Genomic DNA, 8,956 nt, shown 5'->3' on the forward strand with positions numbered 1-8,956 from the left:
TCGAGGGGGGAGGGCTGGGTGGGGGTGATTCTTAAGTGGGGCTTCGGCCCCACTCTTTTCCCCGGCTAATCTTTTTCCTCCTTATTCTTGACTGACACTCACACTGACACTGATACCTATTTTTACCATTTGACCGACCCCATATTTTTTGCTAATCTTCTTTTCAAATTTAAACGCAGATTTTCCCCCTCACCCCATCCCTCTCCCGAGTGGGAGACTGTGGCGCAAAGTCATTGCGAGGGAGTGAAACGACCGAAGCAATCTCAAAGAGATTTGAAAAGTAAGAGATTGCCACGCTCCCCTCGGTCGCTCGCAATGACAAAGAGAGATTCCGACACATGGGCTCGGTGGAAGGGGAAGGGGAAGGGGAGGGGGGAGCTCAAGGAGGTATCATCATGGCAGCAGTGATAAAATATCCTGAAGTCCCTGTGGAGAAATTAAGGTGGCGGTGCCCGCCCGAGTCACTTCCGTTCGAGGATACGAGCGAAATCCCGGCTTGCACGGAAATCATCGGCCAGGAGAGGGCCTTGAAAGCCATCCGCTTGGGGTTGGAGATGGACAGCCTGGGTTACAACATCTTTATAGTAGGGTTGGTAGGAACCGGTCGCAACACCACGATCAAGTGCCTGCTGGAGGAGATCGACAAGGCCGGGAAAATCCCTGATGACCTCTGCTACGTGAGTAATTTCAAAGACCCGGATCAGCCCAAATGCATCTGCCTGCCTGCAGGTCGGGGCAAGGCCTTCAAGAAGGACATGGATGACCTCATCGAATCCCTGAAGAAAAACATTCCTCTTGTCTTCGAGAGCGAAGAGTACCAGAAGCAGAGGAGAGAACTCGTCGAAAAACACCGGGATAGGGAAAAAGGGATGGGCAAAGAGTTTGAGAGCCGGGCCAAAAAAGAAGGGTTTGCCGTAGTGCAGGTGCAAGTAGGCCCATTCACCCGCCCGGATGTTGTGCCAATGGTGGCCGGCAATGCCATGCCCCTCGATCAACTGGAAAACCTGGTGGACCAGGGGCAGTTCCCCAAGGAAAACTTTGAAAACCTCAAAGTCAAATACAGTCAATTAAACGCGGAAATGGAGCAGGTTTTCAAAGAGACTCGGAAAGTGGAGAAGATAATCCAGGAAGCACTGGCGGCGTTGGATAAATCCGCCATCTCACACTTAGTGGAAGGAGCAATCGGGGACATCCGGGAGAAAAACAAACAACCCAAGATCCATGCTTACCTTGATGAGGTGAAGAATAGCATCCTGGAAAATCCCAGCCGTTTCCAGCCTAAACCTGAGGCGCCGCCGCTTCCTATCCCAGGATTGACGCTCCCCATCCCAGTGGACACATTCAGCGAATTTCAGGTGAACGTTTTGGTGGATAACTCCGAGATTAAAGGGGCTCCGGTAATTATCGAGACTTCCCCCACGTATCGCAACCTCTTCGGAACGATCGAACGCAGCTGGGGCATGGGCGGAATTGGGAAGACGGATTTTACCAAGATTAAAAGCGGGTCTTTCCTGCGGGCCAACGGGGGATACTTAGTTCTGAACGCCTTGGATGTTTTTATAGAACCGGGGGTCTGGATTGCTTTGAAACGCACCTTGCGGAACCGCTCCATGGAAATGCAGTCCTTCGACCCCTTTTATCTTTTTGCCAGTTCCGCCCTGAAACCAGAACCAATTGAAGTTCGGGTGAAGGTGGTCATGATCGGGGATGCCTATCTCTATGGGATGCTTTATGCCGTGGACGAGGATTTTAAGAAGATTTTCAAAATTAAGGCAGACTTTGACACGGTGATGGAACGGAAGGAAGAGACCCAAATGCAGTATGCCTCTTTCATTCGCAAGATCTGCCATGATGAAAATCTCCTTCCTTTCGACCGCAGCGGGGTAGCGGCAGTGATCGAACACGGTGTGCGCCTGGCGGGCCGCCAGAAAAAACTTTCTACTGAATTTCATCGGATCACCGACATCTTACGAGAGGCGAGTTACTGGGCGAAGAAAGATAAGAGCGAGATCATCGCCGAGAAGCATGTGGAGCAAGCCGTCACCGAAAAGATCTACCGCAAGAAGATGATCGAGGATAAAATTCAGGAGATGATCGAGGATGGAATCATCATGATCGATTCCGATGGAGCCACAGTGGGCCAGGTGAATGGCTTGTCGGTGTACGACATGGGCGAGTATGCTTTCGGCAAACCATCCAGAATTACGGCCAAAACTTCCATGGGCAAAGCCGGGATCATTAACATTGAGCGTGAGGCCGACCTTTCCGGGAGGACGCACAACAAGGGGGTGCTTATTCTCGGGGGATATCTGCGGGGGAAATATGCCCAGGACAAGCCTTTGACTCTTACCGCCAGCTTGGCCTTCGAGCAATCTTATGGCGGGGTCGACGGCGACAGCGCCTCCTCAACGGAAGTCTATGCGATCCTTTCCAGCTTATCCGTCCTTCCCCTGCGCCAGGACATCGCCGTCACCGGTTCGGTGAATCAAAATGGAGAAATTCAGCCGATCGGCGGAGTCAACCAGAAGATCGAAGGTTTCTTCGACGTCTGCCGCAGCCGGAGCTTAACTGGAAAACAAGGGGTGGTGATTCCCCACCAGAATGTCGGAGACCTAATGTTACGTAAGGATGTAGTTGAGGCTGTGGCTGCTGGAAAATTTCACATCTACCCGGTCCAGACCGTCGACCAGGGAATTGAAATATTAACCGGCGTCCCCGCAGGAGAGAAGACCAAGGAGGGGACCTATCCGCCAGAGACGGTCAACTACTTAGTGGATCAAAGGCTCCTGGAGCTGGCCAAAAAAATGAAAGTCTTTGAAGCGGAGGAAGAGAAAAAGTGAAAAACAGAATCCAGGAGTCAGAAATCAGGAGACAGGAGAATGACCAATAAAAAAGATGAAGACCTGAAGGAAAAAACAAAGAAGACGGCGGAACTGTATTTCAAAGGATTAGAAGGGGAAGGAGCCTTCAATCTCTGGCGGTCTTTTGATAAAGAGCTGGCCAAAGATATCTCCCTGTTTTTCACGGGCAAGCTTTACGCCCGGGAAAAGATTCCCCACCGCACCCGACAGTTGGCTGCGGTTGCAGCCTTGACCGTCTTAGAACGAACTGAAGAGTTGAAAGCGCACCTCCACGCCGCCCTGAATGTGGGATGCACTCGCCAGGAAATTGCCGAGGTTATCTTTCAGATGGCTACCTACGGAGGTGTCCCCGTCGTCAACACCGGCCTGAAAGTTTTCCGGACGGTACTTCAGGAGAAAGGCCTCTGGGAATCTCCTTCGCCACCTCGGTGAACGTCTGGTCGAGAATTGCTACCAATTGATCGATTTGCTCCTCAGTGATAATAAAGGGAGGAGCGAGGAGCAGGTGGTCTCCTTTGATCCCGTCCGCTCCCCCTCCGCCGGGATAAGTAATCAACCCTTTTTCAAAGGCTAAGTTGGCGACCTTGGCATTGAGCCTCAATTGGGGATCGTAAGGCTCCTTGGTCTTTTTATTTTTGACCAATTCGATGCCCGCAAAGAGGCCTTTTCCCCTGATGTCCCCCACAAAGGCATGGCGGTTCAAGGACAGCAGGGCTCGCAGGAAATATTCTCCCATTTTAGCAGACCTGGAGATTAAATCGTGTTTCAGTAGGTATTCGATGACTGCCAGGGCGATAGCACAGGATAATGGATTCTGGCTGTACGTATGTCCGTGGACGAATGCGCCCGAGCCTTCTTGAATCGCCCTGTGGATTTCATCCCTCACAATTACGGCAGCAATGGGGGTATAACCACTGCTCAGACCTTTGGCGGCCACGACCATGTCCGGTTTCACCTTCCAGTGGTCAATCCCGAAATTCTTCCCTGTTCTTCCCATCCCGGTCATTACTTCGTCGGAGATGAAAAGAACATCGTAGCGATCGCAAATTTCCCTGATTTTTTGGAAGTATCCATCGGGGGGAACCAGAACCCCTGCCGTAGCGCCGACAATCGGCTCGGCAATAAAGGCGGACACGGAATCTGGCCCTTCATAGAGAATGGTTTTTTCCAAATCCCCAGCGCATTCCCAAGCGCATTTTTCAGGCGTAAGCCCGCAAGGGCACCGGTAACAGTAAGCCGGCTGGATATGGGGGGTAGGCAGCATCAGCGGAAGATAGAGCCGCCTTCTTCCGGTATGACCGGAGAGAGCCAAGGCGCCGAGGGTGTTCCCATGGTAACTCGTCCAACGGGAAATCACTTTGTACTTTTCCGGCTTGCCCCTTTCCACCTGGTATTGCCTCGCCATTTTGACTGCCGTTTCAATCGCCTCCGATCCGCCGGAAAGGAAATAGACTTTATTAAGCCCCTCAGGAGCAAGTTGGGCCAATTGCGCCGCCAACTCGAGGGTTGACTGGCTGGTGAATTGGGAACTATGGGCAAAAGAAATTTTTTCGGCCTGCCGGACCATGGCCTCGGTTATTTCTTTTACTCCATGCCCAATCCCCACCACAGCCGCTCCCCCTGAACCATCGATATACTTTTTCCCTTCGGTGTCGAAAATATAGATTCCTTCACCCCGGGCCGCGGTGGGATAGAATTTTCGAAGATTCCGGTAAAATATATGGCCTGTTGACTTATTCATGGAAAGCCTCTCTCGGGAAAATTTGGGTATTGATTGAATCTAACCACAGATGAGCCAGGGCGGCATAGTACCTCTATCTTCGCCCCTTGCAAATTTGCCTGGAAACCATTATTCTCATACTCTCGATCTAATTCTATATTATTATTTCAGGCGGAGGTAGAGAAAAGCTGAGCATGGTGAGCTAATAACAAGAAAAATAATATGCCACCTTGAACATTTAGGAAATAGGAGGGGAAGAGTCATGAAAACCAAAATTGGATTTGTCGGCCTGGGAACGATGGGCAAATGGATGGCTTTCAACCTGATGAAAGCCGGGTTCCCACTGAAGTTCTTTGCCCGAAGAAAAGAGGTCGTGGAGCAAATGACCTCCCAGGGCGGCAAAGCGCTTCCTTCGCTGAAAGAGCTGGCCCAGGAGTCCACTTGGGTAATCTTCTGCCTCCCAGACACAGAGGCCGTGGAAGCGGTCCTATTTGGAAAAGATGGGATTGTGGATGTTCTGAAACCCGGCCAGATGGTCATCGATTGTGGAACAATCCATCCTCTCAGCTCGCGAAAAATAGCCGCATCTTTGCAGGGTAGGGGAATCCCTTTCTTGGACGCGCCTATCTCTGGCATGGAAGCCCGCGCCAAGGCTGGGACTCTGACCATCATGGTGGGAGGTGAGGAAGCGGTTTTCCAACAAGTGCGGCCTGCTCTGGAAGCCATGGGCAATAAAATCATTTATGCGGGCATTTCTGGTAATGGGCAGATGATGAAACTGATTAATCAGGTCATGTTTGATATTCACTGTGCAGCCATTGCTGAGCTTCTTCCGATGGCGGTAAAAATGGGGCTTGATCCCGAACAAACCTGTACCGTTGCTCGCACGGGCACGGGGCAATGCTTTGCATTGGATAACTTCGCCCCCCTCATCTTGGAGGGGAACTTCGGGCCCGGTTATCCGTTAGCGGATGCCTACAAAGACATGGTGCATGTAGCTGAGATCAGCAGTGCCCACCGGATTCCTCTTCCTATCACAGCAGCGGCCATGGTTACCTACCAGATGGCCTTAGACCAGGGACTGGGAAAGGAAAATAAAGGGGCGATGATTAAGGTATGGGAAGGGGTTCTCGGGGTGCAAGTAAGGAAAAAGGGCGCTGGGGACAAAGGGTAAGGGGAAAGGCGTAGAAGGCCTTAGGAAGATATCAAGAAAGACCTGGTTCAAAAAATCTAAAGGAGGAGAATATGGAGGTTGCCGAGAAGTTTGCCAAATTTGTAACCCACACCGAGTATATGGATATGGACCCGAGCGTGATCGAGCATGTGAAGAAGCTGACCCTGAAGCAGGTTATGGGATTGCTGGTAGGGTCGGCAGCGCCGACTTCCAAGAAAGTGATCCGGTATGTGATGGAAAATTCTGGAAAGCCGGAGAGTGGGGTTTACGGCTGCGGCTTTCGGGCGGACGTGGCTAATGCGGCTTTGATCAACGGTTTTTTCGGACATGCTTCGGAAATGGAAGATGACCAGTTCCCCGGCGGCGGCATCAGCGACGTGACCACCTGGCCGGCACTAATGACCGCCGCGGAAAAATGGAAGTTATCCGGGAAAGAGATGATCGTGGCTCTATACGTCGGACAAGAAATGCAGAACAGGATTGCCATGTGGGCCTCGGTGGGGACGGACGGGATCGGCATCTGCAATCTGCCTTTTATCGGAATTTATGGAGCGACGGCGAGCTGTGCCCGCGCCCTGGAATTGTCGGAGGAGGAGACGAAAGCGGCCTTTGGACTGGCCATGGTCCAGGGGTTGGGGTACATGCACACCTGGGGGACAGATGCCCATTTTTGGGAGTCGGCGACGGTGTGCCGCAACGGGGTGGTGAACGCCATGCTGGCCAAAGACGGGATGACCAGCAATCCGGTGATCGAAAAATGCCTGGACATGCTTACCGGCGGTAACAAGAATATTGAATTCAAAAAGATGATCGAGGGCCTGGGGAAAGCTCCCTTCTATACGAACAACACCTGGATCAAGAAATGGGGGTTCTGCTTCTTCACCCACAACTTCGTGGATGTGCTCAACGAGCTAATGAAAAAGAATGGGGTGAAGTACGAAGATTTGGCGGAGATGGTGCTCCATTTCGACCCGTTGCGGAACGTGGTGGACCGGGCGGAACCCAAAAGCGCCGAGGACAGCCGCTTCAGCACCCAGCATATCCTGGCCTACCAGATGATCCATGGGGAATGCGGGTTGGAGACTTGCACGGAAGAGTCGGTGAAAGATCCCCAAGTTGCCGAGGTCCGCAAAAAGATCAAGGTAGTGTACCATCCAGAATACCCGACGCGGTATTTCTCGGGAGAGGGGCGGATTGACCTAAAATTGAATAACGGGAAAGTGCTGACCGGGGCCATGGACCAGCCTTATGGAGGTCCCAAGTATCCGTTGACCATGGACGAGGTCGTAGCGATTTACCGCAAGTATCTAAAGGGAATCCTGTCGGAGAAGCATATTGAGCGGACCAAAGACATCATCCTGAACCTGGAGAACGAGCCGGACATCAAAGAGCTGGCGGATATTTGTACCTTTCGGCACATGATTAAATAAACCCTGTTGTTGCCTTAAAATCAGCCTTCGTAATCATTAAGTGACAACTGCCACGACATCGTTTACCACGACAGCGTAGACTCGCAGCTTTGAAAGTGTAGGGCTCTTCGAAGGGCAAAAATCTTACCCATCCGGCTTGTGCAACCCACGCCGGAAGAATCTAAGAAGATTGAAGCGGAGATCTCCTACCTGTACCTGGGTATGATCCCGCCCAACAAGGCCCCCGGGGAAAATGCGGATCGGGAGAGGAAAGCTTTCTTCTGGTCCATGTACTGGGTAGCCCAGGCGAGTATGCCGGAATTGGTCGTATATGATATCCTCAAAGTGACCCAGGAGCCCAAGAACAAGGAGCTTTTAGGAAAGGTTCTGAATTACTGGATTACGGCCGGGCCAAAATTTTCTTCAATCGAGAAAATCGGCATCCCTATCCACCCGGGGGCAGTGAAATTCTGGAAGGAAAAAGGGGTAAAGCTTCCTGGGGAACTCATTAAATAGGGAAGGAGATGGTTATTAGGATCAAGAAGAGGTAAATATTTTTCCGCGTATATCTGCGCAAATCTGCGTCCTATTATGAAAAGCTTTTAACCGAAGATAAACGCTACCTTCCCGTGCTGGGCCTCCTTGGCCACTTTGAACCCTTCTTCGAATTTTTCCGGGGGTAACTGATGGGAGACTACTTTGGCGAGATTTACTTTCCCGGATTGAATCAATCCCAAAACCTGGTACCAGGTTTCATACATCTCTCTTCCGGTAATACCGAAAAGTTTGGCCTCCTTATACATGATGTTGGTGGGAATTTCCAGCTGGATGGGCTTGGCGGCCACCCCGATAATGACAAAAGTTCCAGCTTTGCGTAGAATGCGCAAACCTTGATCATAGGCCTTCTGATTGCCCGAGACCTCCAGGACCATGTCTACACCGATACCTCCAGTATCTTCCAGGATGATCTTTTCCAGCGGGTCTTTGGCCGCATTGAAAACCCTGATCGCTCCAAACGACTGGGCCATTTCCAGCCGGTTCTCGCTGATATCAATGGCATAAACTTTCGCCGCCCCGTAGGCTACGGCCGCCTGGACTCCGAATAATCCGATAGGCCCGCAGCCGAAAATGGCCAGGCTTTTCCCGGAAACAACACCTTTGGAAAGCCCATGGACGGCTACCCCGCATGGCTCCATCATGGCTGCGGCAACAAAAGGAATCTCCTGGGGGATCTTTACTGCGCAAGGTTCCGGAACCGTGGTGTATTCGGAAAAAATTCCCTGGCTGTGGACCCCGTAAACTTTCATTCCTATGCAGATATGTCGCTGCCCGGTCAAACAAAAATAACAATTATCACAGGGGATATGAGTCTCTCCGGCCACATGGTCCCCTGGTTTAAGGTGGTGGACTTCCTTCCCCACTTCGACCACTTCTCCGGCGAATTCATGTCCCAGAATCTGGGGAAGCCCCGGGACTACGGACTGGGCCCAGGGGTCCCATTCAAAGATGTGTACGTCTGAGCCACAGATGGCTCCGACTTTGACCCGGATGAGTACATCTTTAGGCCCCGGTTTGGGGATTTCCACCTCCCTCCATGAGGCCCCTGGCTCGGGTTTGTCTTTAATGATTGCTTTCATCTAAGTTCTCCTTTAAATGAATTTAAAATTAATATCTTTGCATCCTGAAATTTGCATAGCCATTTTACATCTGAAAGTTAAATTTTATCCGAAAAATAAGGCAACTCTTACTCTTTGCGGGAACCCACACTTTCCTTAAGCTTGTTTTTCTTGCT

The 8,956-nt window shown here is 51.3% G+C and carries 7 protein-coding genes; 5 read left to right on the forward strand and 2 right to left on the reverse strand.

The annotated features are described in order from the left end of the window. Positions 1-395 precede the first annotated feature (395 nt). Positions 396-2,840: an ATP-binding protein gene (locus Q7V48_12880; protein MDO9211623.1), complete on the forward strand. Its 2,445-nt coding sequence runs from the start codon at positions 396-398 to the stop codon at positions 2,838-2,840. Between the two features lie 39 nt (positions 2,841-2,879). Next, complete coding sequence (locus Q7V48_12885; GenBank protein ID MDO9211624.1) at positions 2,880-3,293, forward strand: carboxymuconolactone decarboxylase family protein; 414 nt, start codon at positions 2,880-2,882, stop codon at positions 3,291-3,293. On the opposite strand, the gene Q7V48_12890 is transcribed toward Q7V48_12885, so the two are convergent. Beyond that, entirely contained in the window at positions 3,217-4,602 is a 1,386-nt protein-coding gene (locus Q7V48_12890; GenBank protein ID MDO9211625.1) for an aspartate aminotransferase family protein, read from the reverse strand. The two genes, Q7V48_12885 and Q7V48_12890, sit on opposite strands and share 77 nt — an antisense overlap. A 241-nt stretch (positions 4,603-4,843) precedes the next feature. Between Q7V48_12890 and Q7V48_12895 the strand changes: the two genes are divergently transcribed. The 3 genes from Q7V48_12895 to Q7V48_12905 all read left to right on the forward strand — a co-directional run bounded on the left by Q7V48_12895 (position 4,844) and on the right by Q7V48_12905 (position 7,680). Further along, the gene (locus Q7V48_12895) at positions 4,844-5,755 is read left to right on the forward strand and encodes an NAD(P)-dependent oxidoreductase (protein MDO9211626.1); all 912 of its coding nucleotides are present in this window, start codon (positions 4,844-4,846) and stop codon (positions 5,753-5,755) included. Between the two features lie 71 nt (positions 5,756-5,826). Next, the gene (locus Q7V48_12900; protein ID MDO9211627.1) at positions 5,827-7,185 is read left to right on the forward strand and encodes an MmgE/PrpD family protein; all 1,359 of its coding nucleotides are present in this window, start codon (positions 5,827-5,829) and stop codon (positions 7,183-7,185) included. A gap of 138 nt (positions 7,186-7,323) precedes the next feature. Continuing rightward, positions 7,324-7,680 carry a TAXI family TRAP transporter solute-binding subunit gene (locus Q7V48_12905; GenBank protein ID MDO9211628.1) on the forward strand — a complete coding sequence of 119 codons (357 nt, stop codon included), beginning with the start codon at positions 7,324-7,326 and terminating at the stop codon, positions 7,678-7,680. An 86-nt stretch (positions 7,681-7,766) separates the two neighbouring features. Here Q7V48_12905 and Q7V48_12910 read toward each other — a convergent pair whose 3' ends face one another. Then, on the reverse strand, positions 7,767-8,801 hold the full coding sequence (locus Q7V48_12910; protein MDO9211629.1) for an alcohol dehydrogenase catalytic domain-containing protein: 1,035 nt from the start codon (positions 8,799-8,801) through the stop codon (positions 7,767-7,769). Between the last annotated feature and the right edge of the window lie 155 nt (positions 8,802-8,956).

It is taken from the genome of Deltaproteobacteria bacterium (assembly GCA_030654105.1).
In the GTDB taxonomy this organism is placed as follows: Bacteria; Desulfobacterota; SM23-61; order SM23-61; family SM23-61; genus JAHJQK01.

Coding starts and splice junctions, on each gene's coding strand:
- Q7V48_12880 (MDO9211623.1), top strand. CDS start 396: ATGGCAGCAGTGATAAAATATCCTGAAGTCCCTGTGGAGAAATTAAGG.
- Q7V48_12910 (MDO9211629.1), bottom strand. CDS start 8,801: ATGAAAGCAATCATTAAAGACAAACCCGAGCCAGGGGCCTCATGGAGG.
- Q7V48_12890 (MDO9211625.1), bottom strand. CDS start 4,602: ATGAATAAGTCAACAGGCCATATATTTTACCGGAATCTTCGAAAATTC.
- Q7V48_12895 (MDO9211626.1), top strand. CDS start 4,844: ATGAAAACCAAAATTGGATTTGTCGGCCTGGGAACGATGGGCAAATGG.
- Q7V48_12885 (MDO9211624.1), top strand. CDS start 2,880: ATGACCAATAAAAAAGATGAAGACCTGAAGGAAAAAACAAAGAAGACG.
- Q7V48_12900 (MDO9211627.1), top strand. CDS start 5,827: ATGGAGGTTGCCGAGAAGTTTGCCAAATTTGTAACCCACACCGAGTAT.